Origin of the sequence: Syntrophaceticus schinkii (assembly GCF_000946815.1) — a bacterium.
Classification (GTDB): Bacteria; Bacillota; DSM-12270; order Thermacetogeniales; family Thermacetogeniaceae; genus Syntrophaceticus; species Syntrophaceticus schinkii.
Genome location: NZ_CDRZ01000231.1, coordinates 12,572 through 35,074 on the forward strand (window position 1 = coordinate 12,572; position 22,503 = coordinate 35,074).

The 22,503-nt window shown below is 45.3% G+C and carries 28 protein-coding genes, 1 tRNA gene and 2 pseudogenes; 25 read left to right on the forward strand and 6 right to left on the reverse strand.

What is annotated here, in order from left to right; translation table 11 throughout:
* Nucleotides 1–139 precede the first annotated feature (139 nt).
* The 5 genes from SSCH_RS08430 (at nt 140) to SSCH_RS08445 (ending at nt 3,509) form a co-directional block, all read left to right on the forward strand.
* Nucleotides 140–214 (forward strand) — tRNA-Thr (locus SSCH_RS08430).
* Nucleotides 215–542: 328 nt separating this feature from the next.
* Nucleotides 543–1,181, forward strand: a complete 639-nt coding sequence (locus SSCH_RS08435; protein ID WP_044665096.1) for a cobalamin B12-binding domain-containing protein — start codon at nt 543–545, stop codon at nt 1,179–1,181.
* A gap of 1 nt (nt 1,182) precedes the next feature.
* A complete protein-coding gene (locus SSCH_RS08440) occupies nt 1,183–2,358 on the forward strand; it encodes a uroporphyrinogen decarboxylase family protein (RefSeq protein ID WP_044665079.1) in 1,176 nt (391 codons plus the stop codon).
* Between the two features lie 19 nt (nt 2,359–2,377).
* Nucleotides 2,378–2,512 carry a hypothetical protein gene (locus SSCH_RS20965; RefSeq protein WP_269746156.1) on the forward strand — a complete coding sequence of 45 codons (135 nt, stop codon included), beginning with the start codon at nt 2,378–2,380 and terminating at the stop codon, nt 2,510–2,512.
* Between the two features lie 193 nt (nt 2,513–2,705).
* Nucleotides 2,706–3,509 carry a methyltetrahydrofolate cobalamin methyltransferase gene (locus tag SSCH_RS08445; RefSeq protein WP_044665080.1) on the forward strand — a complete coding sequence of 268 codons (804 nt, stop codon included), beginning with the start codon at nt 2,706–2,708 and terminating at the stop codon, nt 3,507–3,509.
* A 162-nt stretch (nt 3,510–3,671) separates the two neighbouring features.
* On the opposite strand, the gene SSCH_RS08450 is transcribed toward SSCH_RS08445, so the two are convergent.
* The 3 genes from SSCH_RS08450 to SSCH_RS16625 are packed head-to-tail and all read right to left on the reverse strand — an operon-like array spanning nt 3,672 to nt 5,015.
* Nucleotides 3,672–4,298 carry a cobalamin B12-binding domain-containing protein gene (locus SSCH_RS08450; protein ID WP_044665081.1) on the reverse strand — a complete coding sequence of 209 codons (627 nt, stop codon included), beginning with the start codon at nt 4,296–4,298 and terminating at the stop codon, nt 3,672–3,674.
* Nucleotides 4,299–4,323: 25 nt separating this feature from the next.
* On the reverse strand, nt 4,324–4,593 hold the full coding sequence (locus SSCH_RS16620; RefSeq protein WP_052835474.1) for a hypothetical protein: 270 nt from the start codon (nt 4,591–4,593) through the stop codon (nt 4,324–4,326).
* The gene (locus SSCH_RS16625) at nt 4,590–5,015 is read right to left on the reverse strand and encodes a GntR family transcriptional regulator (protein WP_156972198.1); all 426 of its coding nucleotides are present in this window, start codon (nt 5,013–5,015) and stop codon (nt 4,590–4,592) included. Before SSCH_RS16625 ends, SSCH_RS16620 begins: the two co-directional genes overlap by 4 nt.
* 386 nt (nt 5,016–5,401) lie before the next feature.
* Between SSCH_RS16625 and SSCH_RS08460 the strand changes: the two genes are divergently transcribed.
* Nucleotides 5,402–5,698, forward strand: a complete 297-nt coding sequence (locus tag SSCH_RS08460) for a zinc-ribbon domain containing protein (protein ID WP_044665082.1) — start codon at nt 5,402–5,404, stop codon at nt 5,696–5,698.
* Nucleotides 5,699–6,031: 333 nt separating this feature from the next.
* Nucleotides 6,032–6,361 (forward strand): hypothetical protein, encoded by a 330-nt coding sequence (locus tag SSCH_RS08465; RefSeq protein ID WP_052835476.1) that lies wholly within the window; start codon nt 6,032–6,034, stop codon nt 6,359–6,361.
* 123 nt (nt 6,362–6,484) lie between these two features.
* On the opposite strand, the gene SSCH_RS08470 is transcribed toward SSCH_RS08465, so the two are convergent.
* Nucleotides 6,485–7,201: a carbon-nitrogen hydrolase family protein gene (locus SSCH_RS08470; protein WP_052835477.1), complete on the reverse strand. Its 717-nt coding sequence runs from the start codon at nt 7,199–7,201 to the stop codon at nt 6,485–6,487.
* 378 nt (nt 7,202–7,579) lie between these two features.
* Between SSCH_RS08470 and SSCH_RS08475 the strand changes: the two genes are divergently transcribed.
* The 12 genes and pseudogenes from SSCH_RS08475 (at nt 7,580) to SSCH_RS08530 (ending at nt 15,246) form a co-directional block, all read left to right on the forward strand.
* On the forward strand, nt 7,580–7,948 hold the full coding sequence (locus tag SSCH_RS08475; protein ID WP_044665083.1) for a hypothetical protein: 369 nt from the start codon (nt 7,580–7,582) through the stop codon (nt 7,946–7,948).
* 32 nt (nt 7,949–7,980) lie between these two features.
* Nucleotides 7,981–8,307, forward strand: a complete 327-nt coding sequence (locus SSCH_RS08480) for a hypothetical protein (protein WP_044665084.1) — start codon at nt 7,981–7,983, stop codon at nt 8,305–8,307.
* Between the two features lie 270 nt (nt 8,308–8,577).
* Nucleotides 8,578–9,750: a permease gene (locus tag SSCH_RS08485; RefSeq protein ID WP_044665085.1), complete on the forward strand. Its 1,173-nt coding sequence runs from the start codon at nt 8,578–8,580 to the stop codon at nt 9,748–9,750.
* Between the two features lie 169 nt (nt 9,751–9,919).
* Nucleotides 9,920–10,156 (forward strand): thioredoxin family protein, encoded by a 237-nt coding sequence (locus SSCH_RS08490; protein ID WP_044665086.1) that lies wholly within the window; start codon nt 9,920–9,922, stop codon nt 10,154–10,156.
* A gap of 96 nt (nt 10,157–10,252) precedes the next feature.
* Nucleotides 10,253–10,465 carry a hypothetical protein gene (locus SSCH_RS08495; protein ID WP_044665087.1) on the forward strand — a complete coding sequence of 71 codons (213 nt, stop codon included), beginning with the start codon at nt 10,253–10,255 and terminating at the stop codon, nt 10,463–10,465.
* Between the two features lie 76 nt (nt 10,466–10,541).
* Nucleotides 10,542–10,862, forward strand: coding sequence for a hypothetical protein (locus SSCH_RS20210; RefSeq protein ID WP_232294313.1), 321 nt, complete (start codon nt 10,542–10,544; stop codon nt 10,860–10,862).
* Between the two features lie 111 nt (nt 10,863–10,973).
* Nucleotides 10,974–11,333: an ArsR/SmtB family transcription factor gene (locus tag SSCH_RS08505; protein ID WP_044665088.1), complete on the forward strand. Its 360-nt coding sequence runs from the start codon at nt 10,974–10,976 to the stop codon at nt 11,331–11,333.
* A complete protein-coding gene (locus SSCH_RS08510; protein WP_156972199.1) occupies nt 11,333–11,554 on the forward strand; it encodes a hypothetical protein in 222 nt (73 codons plus the stop codon). The genes SSCH_RS08505 and SSCH_RS08510 overlap by 1 nt, the downstream gene beginning before the upstream one ends.
* Nucleotides 11,555–11,685: 131 nt before the next feature.
* Nucleotides 11,686–12,021: an ArsR/SmtB family transcription factor gene (locus SSCH_RS08515; protein ID WP_052835481.1), complete on the forward strand. Its 336-nt coding sequence runs from the start codon at nt 11,686–11,688 to the stop codon at nt 12,019–12,021.
* Nucleotides 12,022–12,035: 14 nt separating this feature from the next.
* Nucleotides 12,036–13,055 (forward strand): permease, encoded by a 1,020-nt coding sequence (locus SSCH_RS08520; protein ID WP_044665090.1) that lies wholly within the window; start codon nt 12,036–12,038, stop codon nt 13,053–13,055.
* Between the two features lie 187 nt (nt 13,056–13,242).
* A pseudogene (locus SSCH_RS22370) lies at nt 13,243–13,539 on the forward strand (DUF134 domain-containing protein); the annotation flags it as partial.
* 888 nt (nt 13,540–14,427) lie between these two features.
* The gene (locus SSCH_RS08530; RefSeq protein ID WP_052835478.1) at nt 14,428–15,246 is read left to right on the forward strand and encodes an MEDS domain-containing protein; all 819 of its coding nucleotides are present in this window, start codon (nt 14,428–14,430) and stop codon (nt 15,244–15,246) included.
* Nucleotides 15,247–15,298: 52 nt separating this feature from the next.
* On the opposite strand, the gene SSCH_RS21880 is transcribed toward SSCH_RS08530, so the two are convergent.
* Nucleotides 15,299–15,475 carry a YgaP family membrane protein gene (locus SSCH_RS21880; protein ID WP_084711038.1) on the reverse strand — a complete coding sequence of 59 codons (177 nt, stop codon included), beginning with the start codon at nt 15,473–15,475 and terminating at the stop codon, nt 15,299–15,301.
* Between the two features lie 48 nt (nt 15,476–15,523).
* Nucleotides 15,524–15,784 carry a DUF3243 domain-containing protein gene (locus SSCH_RS08535; protein WP_044665091.1) on the reverse strand — a complete coding sequence of 87 codons (261 nt, stop codon included), beginning with the start codon at nt 15,782–15,784 and terminating at the stop codon, nt 15,524–15,526.
* A gap of 180 nt (nt 15,785–15,964) precedes the next feature.
* Between SSCH_RS08535 and SSCH_RS08540 the strand changes: the two genes are divergently transcribed.
* From SSCH_RS08540 to SSCH_RS08560, 6 genes and pseudogenes are all read left to right on the forward strand, one after another.
* A complete protein-coding gene (locus SSCH_RS08540; RefSeq protein ID WP_044665092.1) occupies nt 15,965–17,563 on the forward strand; it encodes a Na/Pi cotransporter family protein in 1,599 nt (532 codons plus the stop codon).
* A 382-nt stretch (nt 17,564–17,945) separates the two neighbouring features.
* Nucleotides 17,946–18,143 carry a cold shock domain-containing protein gene (locus SSCH_RS08545; RefSeq protein WP_044665093.1) on the forward strand — a complete coding sequence of 66 codons (198 nt, stop codon included), beginning with the start codon at nt 17,946–17,948 and terminating at the stop codon, nt 18,141–18,143.
* Between the two features lie 175 nt (nt 18,144–18,318).
* On the forward strand, nt 18,319–18,855 hold the full coding sequence (hpf, locus tag SSCH_RS08550; protein ID WP_044665103.1) for a ribosome hibernation-promoting factor, HPF/YfiA family: 537 nt from the start codon (nt 18,319–18,321) through the stop codon (nt 18,853–18,855).
* Between the two features lie 154 nt (nt 18,856–19,009).
* Nucleotides 19,010–21,462 (forward strand): annotated as a pseudogene (gene secA, locus SSCH_RS08555) (preprotein translocase subunit SecA); the annotation flags it as partial.
* Nucleotides 21,463–21,468: 6 nt separating this feature from the next.
* Complete coding sequence (locus SSCH_RS20970) at nt 21,469–21,684, forward strand: SEC-C metal-binding domain-containing protein (protein WP_269746157.1); 216 nt, start codon at nt 21,469–21,471, stop codon at nt 21,682–21,684.
* A gap of 25 nt (nt 21,685–21,709) precedes the next feature.
* Nucleotides 21,710–22,477 (forward strand): HD domain-containing protein, encoded by a 768-nt coding sequence (locus SSCH_RS08560; RefSeq protein WP_052835479.1) that lies wholly within the window; start codon nt 21,710–21,712, stop codon nt 22,475–22,477.
* Nucleotides 22,478–22,503 lie beyond the last annotated feature (26 nt).

Consider the following 22,503-nt stretch of genomic DNA (forward strand, 5'->3'; position numbering starts at 1 on the left):
GCGTCTCACTCATGTTTCATTGGTCTGCTTTCACCTGGCCTTTTGGTGACAGTTACCTGAATAAAGCTAGCTTGGTTCCGATAGGTGTTGTCAGAGTGGTTGTCCTGCTGTTATAATATCTTTTGAAGAACATTAATATGCTGATGTAGCTCAGGGGTAGAGCAGCTCACTCGTAATGAGCAGGTCGTCGGTTCAAATCCGACCATCAGCTCCAAATAAAACCTCACTCCCGCAAGGAATTGCGGGATTTTCCTTTCTTTGAAGTTGGTTTTACCGGTTGCTTTTCCCCTTTTGAGTCCGGTGGCAGATCATTGTGAATCCGAGTGTTGATTGTTCTGGCGATTCCACTCACTTTTTTGTTACATTCCCATAGAAATAAAATTTCAAAAATAATGGGTTGACACCAAAATAAGTGGATGGTATTATGGATGTAGTAACATGTAGATACAGGTAGGTACAGATTATAGAAAGGGGGTTGATATACAGTTAATTGCAGTTTGTTTTCTCCGAACAAAAAAAAAACTAATGGGGAGGCAATGGTCATGGTGGATTTGAAACTGGTCACAAAAGCGATGGGTGAACTTGATGAAGATCAGGTAGTGTCGGCGTTAACTGATTTTATGGCATCGGATCCTTCAAGAGAGGATACTCTGAAGGTAATGAGTGCCTGCCAGCAGGGAATGTCACTTGTAGGAGATCTGTTCGATCAGGGCGAATATTTTGTAGGTGACCTGATCTACGCCGGTGAATTATTGACTAAGGCCATCGAAACCATCAAGCCGGCGTTGAAGGGTGAAAGCGTTGCTAAGATAGGGAAAATGGTGCTGGGTACGGTTCAGGGAGACTTGCACGATATCGGCAAAAATATCTTCAAAAGTTTAGCAGAATCAGCCGGCTTTGAAGTTTATGACCTGGGGACCGATACGCCCCCCGAAGACTTCGCGAGTAAGGCTAAAGAAGTAAACGCTGATATAGTTGGGATGAGTGGAATTTTAACTCTAGCCTCTAATGCGATGAAAGATACTGTTGAAAGTCTGAAAGAGGCTAACCTGAGGGAAAACGTAAAGATTATCATCGGTGGAAACCTTGTTACCAGTGATCTTTGCAGCCATGTGGGAGCAGATGCCTTTACAACAAATGCCGCCGAAGGAGTAAAAATATGCCAGGGGTGGGTGAAATAACATGACTGATGCGACTAATCTATTTAATGAGAGAGTGCAGTTGTATAAAGATGCTGCAAGGCATAAGAAGACTAGTCGTGTATTAAATCTCGCTAATATTTGGACCTGGAAAATATGTGACTCAGGTTATAAGCTGAGTGAAGCGTTATTTGATTACAACAAGATGGAAGATATTGTTTGCAAGTTTCATGAGAAGTACCAGTTTGATTTTTACATGGACTATGGTCTTAGAAATCCCTTGAGAATACCGGATGTTCTTGGATTTACCGATTATATTATCGACGATGATACCTGTAGTTTAACGTATGCCACTGATATAAACTATATGACCGAGGAAGATTATGATCTGATCATTGAGAATTTTGACAAATATTTATGGACCAGATGTGTTCCCCGAAAGTTCAAAAAACTATGTGGCCCGAACGGCAAAGAAATGCTTAAAAAAGCCGCTGAAGAATTAGTTAAATACCAAGAATTCGGTGCACATATATTAAATAAAATGGAAACTGATTATGGTGTTCCAGGATCTATATTTGTAGGAGTTCCTACGTTTTTCAATTTCTTCGAGACTATGTACCTGGCCTTTAGAGGTATGAAAGCCCTATCAATAGATTTACGCAGAATTCCTGATAAGGTGAAAGCAGTATGCCAGGCTCATGGTAATGGACGGGCATTCGAACAATATAAGGCCTCTGTACAACCTGGAACTAATATGAATAATGGACCTGACTTTTGTATATATTTGTTGTCCCATGTGATCTTAAGTAAAAAACAATTTGAAGAATTCTACTGGCCATACTTAAAAGAACTATTTGATTTCGTTGAGAAGTATGACAAAATCATGCACATCTTTAATGAAAGTGAAAACAGCAGGTTGTATGATTTTTATAAACAAGCCCCGAAAGGCCATGTTGTTGTCCATTTTGAGAATGATGACCTGTTCAAAGCGAAAAAGGAAATTGGCGATACAGTCTGTTTGTGCGGTGGGATGCCTTCAGACCTTCTTGCTCGTGGAACTAAAAAAGAGTGTATCGATTATGCCAAACGGCTGATCGATGAACTGGCTTCTGATGGTGGGTTTATTTTCAGCCAGGATAAGATGATTTCTTACCCAAATGATTGCTCCGCTGAAAATTTGAAGGCTGTTAATGAGTTTGTGCAGGAATATAGAATTTAAATAAGGGGGGTCCATTTTAATGGTTGAACAGAGTCTGTTTACTTACCCTGAAGGTTGGAATGAGATGTTGGCTGAATTGGATTTTATACCGGAGGAGCAAAGAGATGCTTTTATGCAAGCCTTTTTAGATGTAATATGCCATGTATTTGCCTAACTTTATGATCTCTACATAGTTAGGTTCCGAGATGCCTTCTCTTCTAGCCTGGGGAGAAGGCATCTTTTCTCAAACGTGATTCTTGATATCTTGAGAGGGCGAAGACGCCCTTACAGTTAAAGTGACAGTATAAGGTATAACTTGATGGCACTAGGTCATGGTTTTTAATTGTACCAGGAAGGAGCTTGTTAAGATGATCATTATCGGTGAAAAGATCAACGGGACTATCCCGAGTGTAAAAAAGGCCATTGAGGAGCGGGATGAGGAATTAATCAGGACTCTGGCTCTAAAGCAGTCTGAGGCAGGGGCAGACTATATTGATGTATGTGCAGGTACAGATCCCAAAATAGAATGTGATGTATTGAAGTGGTTAATGGATATTGTCCAAGACGCAGTCGATACCCCTTTATCTATAGACAGTCCAAACCCCAGAACTATTGAAAGTGTGTTTCCGTACGCCAAACGCACCGGTATCATCAATTCTGTATCTGAAGAGGGGGATAAGTGTGAGGTTATTTTCCCCTTAATAAAGGGAACACAGTGGCAGGTAATTGCCTTAACCTGTGACAATAATGGAATCCCCTCCGATGTGCAAACAAGAGTGAATATTACCAAACAGCTGGTCGACAAGGCGGAAAAATATGATATTGCTCCCGACAGGATGCACATCGATCCCCTGGTGATTGCTCTTTCCACAGATAATAATTCGCTGGTAAAATTCATGGAAACAACGACGACCATTAAGGAACTATATCCAGACATCAAGGTTACATCAGGTTTGAGCAATATCTCTTTCGGTATGCCTTTGAGGAGAGTTGTAAACCAGAATTTCCTAACGCTGGCGATGTTCGCAGGTATGGATTCAGTCATCATGGACCCCTGTAATCAGGAGATGGTGGCTACACTGCTGGCAGCCGAGGCTCTGTTGGGCCGGGATAGATTTTGCAGGAAATACTCCAATGCATTTCGCAAGGGGAAGATAGGAGCTAAAAAATAATAACAGGTACTAATATTCATACATAGTGTAACTTTTATAAGGGGGCACCCAGTTTTGGATACCCCCTTTAATGTTCTTATGGTCTCTGCGTTGAAAACAGAGGTTGTAGGCGGGAGGCCTTTTGTTTTCACCCTCTGTTGGTTTGCCGGGCGTCAAGGGCGTCTACCCTGCAAGCCAGTTTTTACAGTAGGTAACTCCTTCGTCAGAATTATTGGTGAATGCATCTGCCCCGATATATTCGCAGGAAATCCTGTTTACCGGGTTGCCGCCGATTAAAATTCTTATCTGATCTCGTAACCCCTCTGCAGTTAAGGCGCTGACGGTTTTTTTCATGCTTTCCAGAGCCAGTGTCAGCACCCCGCTCATTGCTATGATCTGTGGATGGATTTCCTTTGTCTTTGCTACAAACTCTTCCGGGGGTACATCGATCCCCAAATCAACAACCTCGAATCCTTCTGCCTCAATCATGCTGGAAAAAATGTTTTTCCCGATATCATGTAGGTCCCCCTGGACTGTACCCAATAAGATTGTACCCATTTTTTTATGGTGCTGATTTTCCGGTTTAGTAAGAATCAGCTTCAATACGTTTTTAACAATTTCCCCGGCCATAATCAGATCAGCGATGAAATATTCCCCTTTTTCATAGAGAATGCCTACCTTGACCATACCCAGGCGGATCTGCTCCCGTAGATAGACGGGTTTTTTACCCGCCTTCAGCCGTTGTTCGACCAATTTGAACACTTCATCTTCATTCAATTGCTCCACTGCAGCTATTAGTTTATCATCCATCTATGTCATCCTTTCCATAAGACTTTTATTGACTGTGTTGATAGGATGATACGGCGATTAAGTTGCAGTATTTGCCTCTGATAAATAATTGACCATAGCCGATTAGTTTCCCCTGATCACTTAAGATCTGCTGTTCCACTAGAATAACAGACTCTTTATCCTCCAGGTTTAATAATTTGCTGAGTTCAGGGGTGGCGCTGGGAGCGCTGATCTTGAGTGTTTTTTTTAACTGTAAACAGCGATCGGTGCTTGGCCACCATCTCAGGAAAAGTTGCGTAGTGAATTTCTTTTTCAATCGATGGGTTTACCTCTCTCATAGGGGAGGAATTTGATATCATAGGCTGCCGGCTTTTTATCAACATAAATCAACCATCTGATCATGACAAAGCTTTTCTTAATATCACCGAGTTGCTTGCTGAGCTTGGCCGGTGGCACCAACCTGACTTCCAGCAGCTTGGTCTCTCCGGAGTAGTTTTTGATGCATCCTTTTTCGCTGAAATAGAGTGTATAACTGTCTATCTCAGGTTCTTTAACAAAATACCCTTTACCGGGAACTGGGTTGATATACCCTTCTGAGAAAAGAACGGATAGACCCTTGCGGACAGTTGTCCGACTGGCGTCGTATTCAGAAGCCAAGTCGTGTTCTGATGGCAGCAGGTCGCCTGGCTTGTAAATGCCCTTGTTGATTTGCTCCTTAATGTGGTTAACCAATTGCATATATAGAGGTATGCCCGTCACGGAGTATACTCCTTATCTAGAAACTATGTTACTAAACATATATTACCACGGATCAGATCATAAGACAAAAAGAAGAATTGATATATTTGATACCGGATTGCTTTATTACATTAAAATTGCGGGAGTTCATCTTTTCTCCGACATCCGGCATCCGACCTCCATTTTCCGGTAGCCATCAGCATCATTATAAGTGATTAAAAGAGCAAAAAATGTGAAAAAGAGGTTGTTAAATCAAGTGAAGTATGCTATACATAAAGAACAATCTAATTGATATGGCTTGAGAACCGGGAAAATAGGGTCAAATCCTAAAACCTCCGCCTCTCAATGCCACCCAATTAAGAATTCCTTGAGAAGGAGGTTTTAGCGTGTACCAGGACAAGAATTTGACCTGTCGTGACTGCGGTGAAGAATTTGTATTCACTGCCAATGAACAAGAATTTTACGCTTCCAAGGGTTTTGAAAACGAACCTGGGCGGTGCCCTGCTTGCCGCGCTGCCAGGAAGCAGCAGCGGAACAGCCGTGGCTCAAACCGACGCCCGCGTGAGATGTTCAAGACTACTTGTGCTAAATGCGGACAGGAAGCGGAAGTACCCTTCCGCCCGTCTTCTGACAGGCCTGTTTACTGCAGAGAATGCTACCAGGCCAGCAAATCACGTTGGTAAGGATTTCACATGTAAGTAGAAAAAGCAAGCAATTGAAAGAGGCGGGGTAAAATAACCGTCTCTTTTCTATTAATATGGCTTAACACAATTCCGTTCTAGGTCGCAATAATATTTGGTTTATATGTTATAGCAGTTTGAGAAAACGAAGGGGAAAAAAGATTTTTGCAGAAGTATTTAGAATCAAGAGGTAGATGCTCATACCGCCAAGTCTGCACCAGCAGATTATTTAATAAGGGGCCGAAGTCATGTAATGCTGCGGAATTAGCAAAAAGCAGTTCCTGGTAACTTCCGACCTCTGGCTTCTGATATTTTTTTTCAAGGAGGTAATTGGGAATGGTTGATGTTACTGTTTTCGGTACAGTTGAACAAGATCAAGGGGGGTGCAACTGCGGCTGTGGCCATGCCCATTCCATGCGGGACGCAGCTGAGGTGCTGGAGAAGGAGCTGACGGAAAAGTTTGGAGATATGGTAAGGTTTCGCTTTGTGGATGCCTTCAGTGAAGAAGTTATGGATTTTCCGGATGTGGTGAAGGTGATGAATCAGTTTCGCTTTCCCCTAACGCTTTTGAATGGGGAGCCCCGGTTTCATGGGGGGCTGTCATTGGAGAAGATATCAGATGCTGTAGCTGAATTGTTGGGAGCTATCGGGGGCTTCCGGCCTTAAACTTCTATTTTCGCAGGCATTATTTTTTACTCTGATATCAGGTTTCGTTGCCGGAATCGGTATGATGCAGTTCCTGGTAATTATTTGACCTTTGATCTGCTGCGACCTTTGGTTCCTAGACTTCTATTCTATATCACAGGTGATGATCGTTTCAGAGCTTTCGTCAGCTAAAACCACCAGGACACCTTCGGGATCAGCAATGAGACTGTTTCCCAGACTGATCATGCCGATATGGCTGCCGATGGTGTTGGCCATAAACACATAGCAGTGGTTTTCCACCGCCCTGGCTATTGGGAGCGCTCGGTTTTTGTCCACTTTCCAGCGTGCTTCCAGAGGTTTGTAATAGTGCGCGCAGAGGATAAAGAGGGCATCGACATCTTTACAAGTTTCCCGTGCTAATTCGGGGTAGTTCTGGTCACGGCAGATGATCACTCCGAGTTTGTATCCTTGATATGCAAAGGTGAGGGGCTTAGTGCCTGGGGTGAAATACTTCTCCTCTGCTGCAGTGAGGTTGTTTTTATAAAAGGTATGGGTTGTCCCATCGGGAAGAATCACTGTGGCGGCGTTGTACAACTTCTCATCGGCGAAAACCGCTCTGCCCACAATAAGACCCAGATTAAGTTCGGCCGACTTACGGGAGATTTTATCTAAGGCCATGTTCAGCTTGTCATTAAAATTATCCTGAGTCAAAGTATCAGGGTTGTATCCGTTCAGGCACATTTCCGGAAATACCAGTAGTTCTATACCTTTGCGAGATGCTTCTTCTGCCATCATTAATACAGTTTCAGTATTAGTTTCCAGTTCATTCGCAATGAACATCTGAGCCGCACCGAGGCGCAATGTAATTACCCCCAAGGAATATTTTAACTATTATCTTAAATCAAAAAAATATGATTGGCAAGAGGTTGCAGCCTTTTCTGTAACATCGATATCAGTTAATAATAAAGCAGTCCCATACCAAAGCAACACCGGGATCGGTTTTGCGGTAGGCAGTAGAAAAATTTGAGTCTGTTTCTGTCTGGTGAGGATCTTACAACCTCAGTATTGATGTAAAATTGTGAATGTGGATGCTAAGCAATTGATATGGCTTGTTTTAGGCTAAATGGTGATAGGCACCGAAGTGATGACTCTATTAGAATTGCCCTCGACTTCTCAGGTGTCAGCAACTCCATGTTTAAAACCAACATCAGAAGCTTTCGAATATGAGGTGAAAAAACAGTGCAGTTTGAGCAAGGACGCTTTTTAAAATATGTTTATGGTAACCTGTGCTGTCATGTGGATGCTGTGCATGCCAAAAAGCCGACACTGGTAGAGGCGGGTGGCGATCCTAAGCGCACCAAGTTGTGGGATATCTATACAGGGGATATCGTATCTGAGATCGCTGCCTGCGGGTGTACGGGGATGATAGCTACAGTGTCCAGGCTTGCCGCGGACTTGAACCGTGGGCCGGAACACGAGGCACCTTTACAAAAGGATGCCCTCCGGGAATACCGTGAAGTGATCAGGCACAACCTTGAGCGGACTTGTATCCTGGGTCAAAATGGCGAACTTATACGCCTTATCTGCACCTTGCCGTACATGGGATAGGAAATAATCGCTGGGGTAAAAAGGCCATTGAGGTGGGTACTCGACAGGGTTACAGTGATCAGACATGCTCAGAGGATGTTTTACGGTGGTTTCTAAACACTCTAGGGAGTAGGCTGGATGATGCGGTTCCAGGTGTAGAGATTGTGTCCAATGAACGCTTTATAGGTCACCAATCTTTTGCACACCACCGCTGCGGCTGTCCGGGTTACCGTGGCTATGGGCCAAACTACAATGCCGTACAGTTGGAGATATCATATACACTACGAAATGAACATCGAGAAGAACTGGTGGCAGTTCTGTCTGAGCTTGTACAAGAGTTCCATAAGAGCTTTGGGAAAGAAGCGGCCATTGGTGGTTAGTTGGTGACGTTAGTTGGTGACAGTCACCTAAATGTCCAACCTGTATAGACATGTTCAGCTAAATGGTGACGCTAAATGGTGACAGGCACCAAAAGGTCCAACCTGTATAGACATGTTCAGCTAAATGGTGACAGCTAAATGGTGACAGGCACCCGAATTTAAGTTTTTTTCATTTAGGTATTGCATTATATATAACAATATGCGAATATAGGTATATAGAAATTCTAACATTAACAGGGTAACCAAATTATTTACTCGGGAGGGGACAACATGAAAGAACGCGACAAATTTCTAGCACTAATAACACTTTTTCTCGCGGCCTATTTTATTCCTTTTGGGCACCCGAGGGTAAGTAAGGCTATTCTCGAAGGATTTTTGATGCTCCAAGAGTATGTACAGGAGCATGTTCTTTTTTGCCTGGTGCCGGCCTTGTTTATTGCTGGGGCTATTTCTTACTTTCTTTCCCAGCAAGCAGTACTAAAGTACTTTGGCGGTGAAGCTAAAAAGTGGGTCGCCTATCTTGTGGGTTCTGTTTCCGGGGCGGTGCTGGCAGTATGTTCCTGCACAGTACTGCCACTTTTCGGCGGGATCTACAAGCGAGGCGCTGGCCTTGGCCCTGCCATCGCTTTTCTCTATTCTGGCCCGGCCATCAACATCCTGGCCATTGTATTAACAGCCAGGGTGCTGGGATGGGAACTGGGTATAGCCAGGGTAGTAGGTGCTGTAGTCTTTGCGCTGGTGATCGGTCTTCTCATGGCTTTTATCTTCCGGAAGGAGGAGAGGGAGCGTTTAGAAAGTTCTCGCAAACTGGCGGCCGAACTGCCCGAAGAGAAAAGGACTCCTGTGCAGACGCTCAGCTATTTTCTTGCCCTGATCTTTATTCTTATTTTTGCTGCCTGGGGTAAGCCAGCGGGTAGTGAAGGCTTTTGGCTGGCTGTTTTTCAGGTGAAGTGGTATCTTGTTGGGGTTTTGCTTATCCTGCTGGGGTTGATGATCTGGCGCTGGTTTGACAAAGAAGAGGTTTCCTCCTGGATGGATGCTACCTGGTTTTTCACAAAGCAGATCATTCCTCTGCTGTTTGCTGGTGTCCTTTTGGCAGGATTCTTGCTGGGGAGGCCAGGTTTGGACAATGGTATCATACCATCCCATTGGATTGCAGCTATCGTTGGGGGTAATTCCCTACAGGCCAATTTTGCAGCATCTTTGGCAGGTGCACTGATGTATTTTGCGACACTGACAGAAGTTCCGATTCTTCAGGGGTTGATTGGATCCGGTATGGGGAAAGGCCCTGCCCTGGCGCTACTGCTTGCAGGCCCCGCTTTGAGTTTGCCTAGTCTGCTTGTGATCATCAGGGTTATCGGGGCGAAAAAGGGCTTGACTTACGCGGGTTTGGTGGTTGTAATGGCTACACTGTCCGGATGGCTATACGGGACGTTATTTTAGAGGGTGATAGGATGATAGTGGACGTTATTGACACCTTAGGGCTGTTGATGGGAATGGTTACCGTGAACGGAACTATGTTGAAATCCCAGTCTTACCGGTACAAAAATACTGTTCCTTATCACGCCTTTATCACAATAAAATACATGACAAAGTAAAGGAGGAAAACAAGATGGAAATCAAGGTTCTGGGAACAGGGTGTGCCAAGTGTAAAAAGCTTGAAGAAATGGTAAGAGAAGTAGCGGGTGAGCTGGGGGTGGATGCTGATATTATCAAGATTACTGACCTCAACGAGATCTTGGAATACGATATCATGATGACTCCCGGGCTTGTGGTAGACGGGGAAATTGTATGCTCTGGTAGGCTGCCGAAAAAGGATGAGATCCGGAACTGGCTGCAGGGAGAATAGATTATCAAGGGGGACAGTCCCTAGTGCATTTGGATTTGCTAAATCCCTCTTTGCTCCTTGGCCGAGGGGGTGTTGTGAGAAAGGGGTGAAGTAGAAGTGGCAGAGAGGACCTGCCGTGAATGTGCCCTCTCTCGGAAAATGGGAGCGGAAGGGGTCTACTATTGTTATAAGCATAAGCGCATCAAAGAGCCGGATGAAACAGGGTGGGACTGGGGATGTCTCTACTTTTGTGAGATCGAGCCGGAAGAAAATCTCAGTCCCTACCAGTATCTGCTGATCAAGGAAACAGAGATTGCTACACGAAAGTGACACCTGCCAACATAAATGTCCCGGGTGGACATAGTGAACAATGGTAAAAAAAAATTATATGAAAGGATGAGTGTTAATGGCAGTTGATGTGGTGGTATTTGGAACGACTGCTCCCAGCAGCGGCTGTGGGTGCTGCTCGACCGCATGTTGTGATCCTAGGCAATCTATGGAAAAGGAAGCCGGGGGATTAAAGGGCTCACTGGTAGAAAGGTTTGGAGAGGGTGTAAGGTTCCGCTATGTTGATATTATGAGTAAAGAGATGAAGGATTATCCGGAGATTCAAAAAATACTGAACCGGGTACATCTTCCATTGACTGTGATCAACGGAAAGCCTAGCTTTCACGGTGGTTTATCTGTAGAGAAGATCGCTGGGGCTGTATCCGAATTGTTGAAGTAGTGGATGCATACTACAGGGTGAGCCGCTGGTATAGCGATGCCGGGCGAACCTCTATGGTCTCCTGAGGCGGGTGATTAAAACATTTGATTGGATTTTAGAGGAGGTGATGAAATGGCCAGTGATATATTTGATCTGCGTACTCGGGTTACTAAGGCTTTGGCTCACCCCCTGCGTTTGAAAATAATTGATCAACTCGACCTTGATCAAGAAAGGTGTGTCTGTGAACTGGTAGATGTCCTAGGCTGCGACCAGCCGGTGGTATCCAAGCACCTGGCTGTTTTGAGGAATGCAGGGCTTGTCACCTCCCGCCAGGAAGGGACCAGTGTCTATTACAAGCTCCGCACACCCTGTATCAAGAAGTTTCTGGACTGCATCGATCATGTGCTAAAAGAGGACCTGCAAGCAACTAGAGAAGAAATGGCAGGGGTGAGCCGCTGCATTAGTGAGGGGGAATATAAAGAGGGGGATTAATGATGGTGGTTGGATGTAAAAAATGTGGGCTTTATGACGCACAGCAACAGGAGTGCTACTGGTTTCGGAAGCGGTTAACCAGTGATGAAGTTGCGATGAGCAATAATTGTTCATATTTTATAGAAATTATCTATGAAGATGGTGAACCCCTGACACCCTATCAGCATACTCTGTTGAAAATGGATGATCTTGCCAGCAAAAAGATGCAGGGACCGATATAGGTTATTTCTCAACTTTCGTACATATACCAGCTACTTAATCAGCAGTTTGCCTTTTATTGTTAAAGGAACGACTAGCTGTTACTGCGAAAGTTGAGTTTTTTTCGAGTTTTACATCAAATAATATTGATATAATGATCAAAAAGGAAGGTGAGGAAGTGAGTGAAGATTATGTTGATCGAGTTCTTGCGGAATACGCAGCCAAATTTCAGGTTTTGGCTGATCCCCTGCGGCTGAAAATTATCATTTTGCTCAGGGAGGGGGAGAAGTGTGTTTGTGAATTGGTGGACGCATTGGGGCAAAAACAACCACTTATTTCTTATCATTTGAAAATGATGAATGAAGTGGGCCTGATCCAGAGAAGAACCGAAGGCACCTGGTCCTACTACAGCTTAAATCAGGATGTGCAAGAGTGGATCAGGGGCTGCTGCCGGTTCCTAACTGCGAAAGATATCATCGGTAAACGGTAAACACATGAAGGGAGATGATGGACAAAATGAATAACCTGGCGACAACAGCCAAATTTTTTGTCATGATCCTGGGTGAGTTGACCCTGCTTTTTATCGGCATTTCCTTCCTGGTGGCATTGATCCAGCAGTTTGTGCCGGACGAAAAAATGCGTGAAGTGCTGGGCAAGCCCAAGCGGGGATTGGGTAATATTCTCGGGGCTGCTTTCGGTGCCCTTACCCCTTTTTGCTCCTGCTCAACAATTCCCATTCTTGTTGGCCTACTCAGCAGTGGAGCACCCTTTGGAGCAAGTATGTCTTTTCTATTGGCTTCCCCTATTTTAAACCCTATCATTATCGGGCTGTTTTTGGTGCTTTTTGGCTGGAAGGTGACCGTGGTTTATGGTGTTGTTACTTTTGCTCTGGCAGCCGTAGGGGGTGCTGTATGGGAGAGAATGGGCATGGCAGATCAGGTAAAAGACCTTGCTCATGTTCAAACATCCAACTGTTGCAGCACCTCATGCTATGAAACAGAGGAGATAGAAACTAATCCAACTGCAGGCTGCTGTGAAACTCTTGAACTCGACCTGTCCGACCTGGAGGATCTCTCCGGGGATTCTATGGCTTCAAGCAAGTGGGAGAAGCTCAAGCCTAAATTAAGGGACGCTGGGAGGCAGGCCATGGCACTTTTCCGCCAAGTCTTCCCTTACCTGGTGCTGGGTACGGCCATCGGTGCCGTCATCTATGGGTTTATTCCCTCAGCTTGGATTGTCAAGGTGGCGGGTAAGAATAACCCCTTTGCTGTGCCTGTGGCTGCCCTCATCGGTATTCCCATGTATATAAGAGCAGAGACCATTATCCCTATTGGCCTCACCTTGATGAAGAAGGGCATGGCCTTGGGAACAGTAGCAGCCCTGATTATCGGCGGGGCGGGAGCCAGTATCCCGGAGGTTACTCTTCTTGCTTCCATTTTCCGTCCTCGTCTGGTGGCCGCTTTTGTGATCACCATCTTTGTTATAGCAGTTGCTGCTGGCCTTACTTTTAATGCCGTTTTCTAAAAATATGCCAATCACCACCCCAAGGGTGGTTGGTGACAGTCACCCCGAAGACGTCACCTAAAGACTATTTTGTCCTTGTTTTTTTAATGGGACGTGTTAAAATATTCACGGTGCATATGCCATAAATAGGGGTGGGATGGGTTATCAACAAATCCGTCCCTCTGATAATAGATCATTTGACTGTTTTATGGGGGTGATCAACGTTCCGAGGAAAAGGAGAAAATGCCATGTAGAGTTTCTTCCCCCGGCGACATATTACAAACCCGCAGGAGTTCCTCTACGGGAATTGGAGGAAGTCAGTCTTTCTGTGGAAGAGTTTGAAGCCCTACGCCTGAAGGACATGGAAGGATTAGAGCAGATACAGTGTGCTGAGCGGATGGGGGTTGCACGGACCACCTATCAGCGTATTTTATATGCGGCCAGGGAAAAAATAGCTGAGGCCTTGGTTGAAGGGAAGGCAATTCGTATTGAAGGGGGCAGGTATGTGCTCCTTTCGGATTGTGGTTACAGGTGTACTGAGTGTGGACATGAGTTTGAAAAAGCCCGTGGTACTGGGCAAGGAATGATTTGCTGTCCAGGCTGTGGTAAGGGGACTGACCATCTAGAGCGCGCCCTTAAGGGGCATGGGCAAAGGAGAAGACATGGTTTCGGCGGGGGTTACCGCAGCAAGGATGGGGGTACTGCCCAAAATGATGGCAGTGAATCCGATCAAACCAGTGAATCCAGCGAAACAAGCAAAATGCCGGAAAAAAGTACAGAATGATCCGATGAAATGGCGACTCCGTATTTAACGGCTTCCACTCTTATGGAAGCCGTTTATCATATTCAAATATTAGCTCTTATTGTATATGAGAATTGTTTCCGCGGATCGACCTCAGATTCGTATCGTGTTTGTCGCGATATTGACAGACTAAGTCAAATTGATTTTGGCTAAATTTTGGCTAAATGGTGACCTAAATGGTGACAGGCACCAAAAGGCTGAACCTGTATATACAAATTCGGCTAAATGGTGCCAGGCACCAAAAGGCACCACTTGTATAGACAGGTTTAGCTAAATGGTGACAGCTAAATGGTGACAGGCACCCTAATACCCGTCCCTGCTATTTTATGGTAAATCATGGTATGTTAATGATAACATGAAATAATTAGGCTGTATTAAAGGAAAATACTGTTATCGATCAATTCGATCAATAATCGATCTATTTCACTATTATTTATCAAAGGAAATTCGAAAGTTAAAGAGAAAAGGTAAAAATGAAAAATACAAGTGCCGATCTATCGGGGTGGGGAAAAGCCATCCTTCTTTTGACAGTGATAATAGCAATCAGGGAACCATACGGTTTTCTTAAAAGATAAAGGGGGATTATATTGCATGGGTAGAAAGCTCACAAAATCAGGGATTGACATTATAGGAGATATTCCGTGGGGCTCACACTTCTGCAGTTTTTACCAAACAAAGCAGGATTTGCTCGATATGCTCATACCGTTTATCAGAGCCGGGCTGGAAAGCAATGAGTTCTGTTTTTGGGTTGTTTCCGATCCTTTTGATGAGGATAAAGCGAGGGAGGTGGCGGGAGGAGCCATTCCCAACTTTGATTGTTATCTCGAGAATGGCCAGATAGAGATTATTCCGTATACCGGTTGGTACTGCCGGACTGATGACTATATACAGGTAATGCAAGATGCTATTTCCCGGGGCTTTGATGGTCTGCGTGCTACAGGCAGTATGACCTGGTTGGAGGAGAATGGTTGGGAGATTTTTATGGAATATGAGCGGGTTCTCAATAAGATGACCGACCAGGTTAAAATGATCGCCTTATGTTCCTATTATCTTCCCCGCTGCAGTGCCCGGGATGTGATTGATATTGTAAACAGCCATCAGTTCGCCGTATTTAAAAAGGAGGGCAAGTGGAAGGTGATCGAAACTTCCCAGCACAAGAAAACAGAGCAGGCACCGCCCGACAGCGAAGAAAAGTTCAGTGCTATAGGGAAGCTGGCCAGTGGAACGGCTCATGAAATAAACAACCAGATGACTGTTATTCAAGCATGCCTGGATCTCTATGCACGAGACAACTCTTTTGGTTTGGCCTGTTTAAAAATACGCCAGGCTGTGGAGAGAACTACTAAGCTGAACCGCCGGTTGATGATGTGCAGCCGGGCTGAAGATGCTTATGATAAACAGTTAGTCTGATGATCTATCGTGTTTATTTCTGGGTTGACCACCCGAGCATGTCGTACACAATTCAATAGCCCAGGGCAGATTCAATAAACATGAAGATACCCAGGACGATGATGACTGCTGCCCAGATTGTATTTAAAGGAAAAGGGCGCACTATTATCAAACCTAGAAGAAGCATTCCCGCTGTTCCTCGTAGGATTCTGTCTAATCTACCGATATTCTGTTTGAATGATATTATCATTTCATCATCCGTTTCCTTGAGGCATCCAAGATTTTTAATGGGGGCATATTATAAAATTTTTCGTTGATGAGAGTCCACAACTTTTACCATCATGTTTGCTAAACTCTGCTTCTCCTGGTCATTGCCATGTTCCCATAAGGACTTGATTACCTTGTTTTCCGGGGCGTCCGGTACCACATTTGAGGCCAGGTAATCCCCCAGCATTTTTGCCGAGTTCTGGATCTGCGTCTGGGAGAGTCCTGCTTTTTGACCGGCAGTTAAGGCCGTAGACAGAGTATCGATCCACTGATCAAAGGTTTTAATATCCATTTTGACACTCCTTTAATGACTAGTTCTAATTTCTAGTATATCTATTATTAGTTTTTCAACTTTATCTGATAATATGCAGAAAATAACACTAAAAAAACAGTTATTATTGCAGGGAAAGATAATAGTTTGTCGAAATTGAATTAGGGGCCATTATTGGCAAAGGAGTGTCTTTTTTGCTCAATGTTATTTTTGGTGTTTTTAGGCGGCCTGGCTTTATTCCTTTTTGGGATGAAGATCATGGGAGAGGGCCTCCAAAAGGTTGCCGGTGATAAGATTCGAAAAATACTGGAGCGGGTAACCAGATATCCTGTTGTAGCGGTTCTGTTAGGGGCTGTTACAACCGCCGCCATCCAGAGCAGCAGTGCCACAACAGTGCTGGTGGTAGGTTTCGTCAACGCAGGTTTAATGACATTGAAACAGGCCATCGGCGTGATTATGGGGGCAAATATAGGTACAACTATTACAGCTCAACTGATCGCCTTCAAATTGACGGATTATGTATTTCTGATCATTGCCATCGGATTTTGTATCAATTTTTTCAGTAAAAGACGTGTCTACCATTATGTAGGCCAGTTTATTTTAGGGATCGGTATTCTTTTTTTGGGTCTTGATGTCATGTCCAATGCTGTGGTGCCTTTAAGAGGCAGCCCGGTATTTCTGGATTTTATTGCTAGCTTCTCGCGGTATCCCTTGCTCGGTGTACTGGTGGGTATTATTATTACATGTGTTGTTCAAAGCAGTGCAGCCACCATCGGTATGCTGATTGCTTTAGCCAGTCAGGATATCATCACCTTCAATGCTGCGATACCTGTTCTTTTCGGTGATAACATCGGAACCTGTATTACCGCTCTTTTGGCCAGTATTGGGACGAATCTGAACGCCAGAAGGGCTGCTGTTGCGCATGTGATGTTTAATGTCACAGGTACTCTGATCTTCTTGATCCTGCTCCCCTGGTTTAGGGAATTTGTATATTTTATTTCCCCAAGTGAGCCCGCAAGACTGATCGCCAATGCTCATACCTCATTTAATATTTTGAACACCTGCCTGTTCTTGCCTTTTGTAGGCGCTTTTACTAAATTGATCGAAAAACTGCTGCCCGGTACGGTTGAAATTGAGGAAAAGGGACCCATTTACCTGGATGAGAGGATGTTCGACACCCCTGCTGTCGCTTTATCTCTGGCTACAAAAGAAATAATCAGGATGGGTAATATAGCCAGCCGAAGCTTGGAATCTGCTATGCAGGGATTTTATGAGAAAAACGAGAGATTTTTAGAAGCAACCAAAGAAGATGAAGAAATTATAGATGAACTGGAGAGGGAGATCACCTTTTACCTGGCCAAGCTGTCGCAAAAGGGATTTTCCCAGACTCTTTCCGGGAGGCACACAGGACTTCTGCATGCAGTAAAAGATATAGAAAGGGTTGGCGATCATGCTGAGAATATTGCGGAACTAGCATGGGTCAGGATTGAGGAGAACCTCCCTTATAGCGAGTTTGCCATCAAGGAATTAGAAGAGATGTACACTTTAGTATCTGAGGTTTATAAAAATGCCCTGGGAGCATTACAGGAGGAAAGCAAAGTTAAGGCCCGTTTAGCTGTGCAGGTTGAACTGTTCATTGACCAGAAGGAAAAGGAACTGCGAAACAGTCATTTGAAACGGTTGAACAAGGGTATTTGCTATCCGACTTCAGGTGTGATTTTCCTTGATATTATCAGCAATTTGGAGCGGATCGGTGACCATGCCAATAACGTTGCTGAAGTGGTTCTGGAGCATTTTTAAATTGATATAAGAAAAAACGACAAAAACGCAGGTACGATTAGCTAAATATGACAAATAACTACACATCCACAGCTTCATCCACACCGGAATCGGCTTGAAATGCGGGTTATGAACAGACTTATCCACATAGTCCACAGGTTTTGAGGATATCTGTACATTTTCTGGAAGGAATTTTCGACAACCCAGTTTTATGGTTTTTACCTTTACTTATAGGGTGCTTGTCGCATATGGTAAATATTACCGTCATATTTTACAGACACTTTCAGCAGTTCTATTTTTTATTGACAAGAGGAACTCGCATATGATATTATTTAAGCACTTCGTGATCCCGAATGGATCCGGGACAGGCACGGGGATAACATTTTAGGAGGAATGTGGCGTAATGCAGGGCAGAGTCAAATGGTTTAACCAGGAGAAAGGCTACGGCTTCATCGAATGCGATGAAGGTGGGGACGTATTTGTTCATTATTCAGCAATTCAAGAGGAGGGTTTCAAAACCTTGGCAGAGGGTCAGCGGGTAGAATTTGACATTGTTGAAGGTACTCGTGGTCCCCAGGCCTCAAAGGTTGTTAAATTATAAAGCATTAGAGCTCCAATCTTGGATTACTAATTTCGCCATTAACGGGGCCCCGGATTGACGGGGCTCTTTTCTTCCCTTACTTTATAGTTTAGTGTATATGTTGCAGGATTATTCTCCTGTAAAGGGAATAATATAAAGGCAGGGATCATTCTAACTAATGGGGGTGGAGGTAAAGGTGAAAATCACCATCCGGGGTAAAAATGCTCAAGTTACAGACGCGCTTAAGGGTTATGTGGAAAAGAGATTGACAAAGTTAACCCGGTATTTTGATTCCATCCAAGAAGCGCAGGTTACGGTCTCGACAGTCGGTGATAACTATGCTGTGGAGGTGACGATTCCCCTTAATAACGGTATGATTCTGCGCGGTGAGGATATGAGCAGGGAGAACTTCTATGAGGCAGTAGATCTGGTATCTGAAAAGCTGGAAAGGCAAGTTCGCAAACACCGCACTAAGCTCTACCGAAAGTTTCGCCATCAGGGTCTCAAGACACTGATCATGGAGATGGGTGAAGATAATAAAAAAGAAGATGAACCCACTATCGTAAAAACAAAGCGCTTTCTCATGAAACCGATGCCGGTGGAAGAAGCGATCTTACAGTTGAACTTGCTGGGTCACGACTTCTTTGTTTTCAGCAACGCAGAAACAGAGCAGGTTAATGTCCTCTATAAGAGAAAAGACGGGAACTACGGGCTCATTGAACCGGAGTTATAAATTCTTCCAGTGATAAAGCCTTAGTTATCAACTTATTGTAGGAGTTTTAACGGGGACCCTGTCAGGGGTCCCTTTTTGGTATGTAAGTGTGTTGTCAGGTGAGGTAAGAGGTGTTAAAATTAAAGCGGTTGGGAGAAAGAGGGTGTAATCGAGGATGCTAAATGCTCTAAAAAACCTATTTGATGATAATGCACGTGATGTTAAACGCTTACAAAAGACTGTCGATATAATTAATGGCTATGAGCCGGAGATCAAAGCCTTATCTGATCAGGACTTGCGGGCAAAGACAGTGGAGTTCAGGGAACGCTTTGCCCAGGGTGAAACCCTTGATGACCTGCTTCCTGAAGCCTTTGCGGTTGCTCGGGAGGCATCATCCCGGGTGCTGGGAATGCGCCCCTTTGATGTGCAGTTGATGGGCGGTATAGTCTTGCACCAGGGAGAATCGCGGAGATGAAGACCGGTGAAGGGAAAACACTGGTAGCCACGATGCCTGCCTACCTCAATGCTCTGTCTGGTCAGGGTGTGCATATAATCACTGTCAACGACTACCTGGCACAGCGTGATAGTGCATGGATGGGAGGAATTTATCGCTTTCTGGGTCTCAAAGTTGGCTTGATTGTCCATGGATTGGATACAGAAGAGCGCAGAGCCGCCTATGGAGCAGATGTCATTTACGGCACCAACAATGAATTCGGATTTGACTATCTACGGGACAATATGGCTATGCATGAGTCTGAGATGGTGCAGCGTGTACTCAATTATGCCATTGTCGATGAGGTAGACAGTATTCTGATCGATGAGGCGCGTACCCCATTGATCATCTCCGGGCAGGCGGATAAGCCGACAGATCTTTATTACAGGATTGCACGGGTGATTCCCAAGCTACAGAAAGAAGCCGATTACCAGGTAGATGAAAAACTGCATACAGTTGCTTTGACCGAAGAGGGTACCCGAAAAGTGGAGGGACTGCTGGGCATTCAAAATCTATCAGATGATGATAACTTAGAGTTGGCCCACCACGTTTACCAGGGGCTGCGTGCCCATGCTTTAATGAAGCGCGACCGCGACTATGTGGTGAAAGATGGGCAGGTAATTATTGTAGATGAGTTTACCGGGCGCCTCATGTTCGGCAGGCGCTTCAGTGAGGGACTGCACCAGGCTATCGAAGCCAAGGAAGGTGTGCGTATCGAGCGAGAGTCCCAGACACTGGCTACGATCACTTTTCAGAACTACTTCCGAATGTATGATAAACTGGCCGGAATGACAGGAACCGCGGCCACTGAGGAAGAGGAGTTTCGCAAGATATATGGTTTGGATGTGGTGGTTGTTCCTACCCACAAACCGATGATCCGCCACGATTTCCCGGATGCTATTTATCGAACTGAGCAAGGAAAATTTACAGCATCTGTCGAAGAGATAGTGGAATGCTATGAAGGCGGTCAGCCGGTTCTCGTGGGCACCATTTCTATCGAGAAATCGGAGATTCTGAGCGGGCTCTTAAAGAAGCGGGGGATTCCCCACCAGGTGCTGAATGCCAAATACCATGAACAGGAGGCGAAGATTGTCTCCCAGGCAGGCAGACTGGGGATGGTGACCATCGCCACGAACATGGCTGGACGAGGTACTGACATTATTCTGGGGGGTAACCCGGAACACCTGGCCAAAGAGGAACTGCTGCGAAGCGGGGTTGCCCCGGAGGTAGTTGCAGAAGCGTCTGAATACGGCAAACCCTCATCTGAGGATGTTGCTTCAGTACGTGAACAATACCGCAGGTTAGTTGCCAGATTCAAAAAGGAAACAGATGCTGAGCATGAAAAGGTGGTTGCTCTGGGAGGCCTGCATATAATAGGTACAGAGCGCCATGAGAGCAGGCGGATAGACAACCAGCTGCGCGGTCGTGCCGGGCGCCAGGGTGATCCCGGTTCTTCTCGCTTTTATGTTTCTCTGGAAGATGACCTCATGCGTCTTTTCGGTTCAGATAACATCTCTGGAGTGATGGATAAGCTGGGGATGGATGACAGTGTTCCTGTGGAGCATAATCTGGTAACACGCTCTATTGAATCCGCCCAGAGGAAGGTAGAAACCCGCAACTTCGAGATGCGTAAACATGTTCTAGAATATGATGATGTGATGAACCAGCAGAGAGAGGTTATCTACAGCCAGCGGCGCCGGGTTCTCATGGGAGAGGATCTTCAGGAGTCGCTGCAGGAGATGATGATCAGTGTTATAGATAGTGCGGTCGAGCGCTATACTGCTGAGGGGAAATACCCGGAGGATTGGGATATAGATGGCCTGGTTAATTTCGGGGAACAGATCTTCATCAGGGAGGGCGTCTTGCCTCCCGGTGAGTTGCAGGAACTTGATTCCCGTGAGGAGATCCAGGAGCGGTTGATAGATGAAGCGCTGGCACACTGGCAGGCCAGGGAAGAGGAATTGGGTCTGGAGAACATGCGGGATCTGGAGCGGTTTATACTGCTGCGGGTTGTGGACAGCAAGTGGATGGACCATCTCGATGCTATGGATCAGCTGCGCACAGGAATTGGACTAAGGGCTTACGGTCAAAAAGATCCCCTTGTGGAGTACAAATTTGAAGCATACAATATGTTTCAGGAGATGATCGATGCTATCCAGGAGGATGTTGTTCGCTACCTTTACAAGGTGCGGCTGGTGCCCCAGGAGCATGAGCGGCGGGTGAAACATATAGCTGAAAACCGCGGTGAAGAAGCTCCGCGTACACCGGTAAGGGTGGGACCCAAGGTAGGTAGAAATGACCCCTGTCCCTGCGGAAGCGGCAAAAAGTATAAACGATGCTGCGGAAGGCAGGTGTGACCTCAATTATTTTGGAGGTGGGCCCATGGAAGAAGGGGCCTCAAATAACAGTGAGGGGAAATATGAAAAGAGTGGGGTGCTGAAAAGTGAGTATCCTTATAGGAGGGAGCTTTTTTATAAAACCCTGCTGGAAGTGCTTAATCCCAAAATAGTTGCCTATCTGGAGAGGTTATATCAGGTTGAGGAACTATTGTCCCTCTCCGGAATTATTTCGGTCGGGGAAAACCAGCTTCACCATGTTATTCGCATGTTAGAAATGGCTGCCTCCATACCTGATAGTGTCTTAGAGGTTCTCAAGATCACAGGAGAGGAACTGATCGCCGGGGTCATCTTTCATGATGTCGGCAAGGGGAAAGAAGTTGATGACAGGATTTTTGAAGCCTCTCTGGTTCAAAAGAGTCGGGCACCTGCATATCTGCGCCATTATCCTGGGATGAATTGGGCGGAGTGGACGGTTCCTTTTCACAACCATATTGGGGAAAGCCATCAGACCGCAAAAAAGTACCACTGTTCACAGAAAGTTCTTGAGGCTGTCGCGTTGCACCACCATGTCAAGATTCGACCACGAACCATGAACCTGATTGGTGATGCCCTTAATATCAGCAAAATTGTCAGATTGGATATCTTTCACTATAAACCGGCACAGTATGCAGCACCGGGCAGCAACCTGGCTCAGGTCATCGCTATCCTCGACCAGATGTGTGCCATTGAGAAGAAATGGTTTTCGGGGGTTTTCAGGGCTGGGACCTGGAACCGGAGCAGATCGAATATGAGGTGGTTCGTGATCTGGTGATTGGGATCAGCGGAAAAGACATCCAC